This is a genomic window from Puniceibacterium confluentis, from assembly GCF_007923445.1.
GTDB classification, from domain to species: Bacteria; Pseudomonadota; Alphaproteobacteria; order Rhodobacterales; family Rhodobacteraceae; genus Puniceibacterium; species Puniceibacterium confluentis.
Map to the genome: position 1 here is coordinate 1 of NZ_VOJI01000083.1, position 1,029 is coordinate 1,029.

Sequence of the window (1,029 nt, forward strand, 5' to 3'; positions counted from 1 at the left end):
TCTGCGCCTAGCTGTTCAGTCCCGGCATCTGGTGGATCGGGTTGACGATGAATCTTTCCGGTTCTGAAGTCCAGATCTTGCAAATGTATTCGTAGGGCGTGAGGCCGCTGAGGGTCTTCAAGCGGCGTGCGAAGTTGTAAGCCGCAATGAAGTCACCGAGGTGCGTTCGCAGCTGATCGTGGCTGTCGTAGTGGAAGCGTTTGACCGTGGCCTCTTTGATCGTGCGGTTCATGCGCTCGACCTGGCCATTGGTCCACGGGTGGTTGGGCTTGGTGAGCCGGTGCTCGATGCCATTGGCCTCACAGATCATATCAAAGCGCATTGGCCGAGAATAGATGGTGTTGCGGTTCCTAGGCTGCTCTGAGAACTGAATGCCATTATCCGTCAGGATCGTGTGAACCCTGTAGGGCACGGTCTCCAGAAGGTGCTCCAGGAACTCCCACGCCGTTTTCCTGGCGGCCTTGTCGACCAGCTGCGTGACAGCAAACTTGCTTGTGCGGTCAATGCCGACGAAGAGATAGAGCTTGCCCTCGCGGGTCTGCACCTCAGCGATGTCGATATGGAAGAAGCCGATCGGGTAGCGCTTGAACTTCTGCCGCTTCGGCTTGTCGCCCTCGACGTCCGGCAGGCGCGAGATGCCATGCCGTTGGAGGCACCGATGCAGTGCCGAGCGCGTCAGGTACGGAATCGAGGGCTGAAGGGCATAGAGACAGTCGTCCAGCGGCAGCAGCGTGTGACGCCGAAAAGCGACCACCACCGCCTCTTCGGCCTCGGTCAGAACCGTGGAGCGGAGCTCTTTGGGGCCGGTCTTCAGGTCCTCGATCGTGGTGCGCTTGCGCCACTTCGCCACCGTCTTGGGGTTGATCCCAAACTCCCGACTTAGTTCCGAGAGCGAAGCTTGCGATCGCTGTATCGCTGCTCTGACGGCGTACGTGGTCGTGGCGCTGCCATGACGAACTTCTCCCATAGTGCTTCCTTCCATTCCTGCGAAAGGATCACACCATCAAACCGTGGGATCAAACACCTAGC

General features: G+C 58.9%; 1 protein-coding gene. It reads right to left on the reverse strand.

Annotated elements, in window-relative coordinates; genetic code table 11:
* Window positions 1–7: 7 nt before the first annotated feature.
* Window positions 8–967, reverse strand: coding sequence for an IS481 family transposase (locus tag FOY53_RS22625; protein WP_146592536.1), 960 nt, complete (start codon window positions 965–967; stop codon window positions 8–10).
* Between the last annotated feature and the right edge of the window lie 62 nt (window positions 968–1,029).

Bases quoted from the DNA above. Each gene is read 5' to 3' on its own strand.
- FOY53_RS22625 (WP_146592536.1), bottom strand. From the start codon at position 967: ATGGGAGAAGTTCGTCATGGCAGCGCCACGACCACGTACGCCGTCAGA.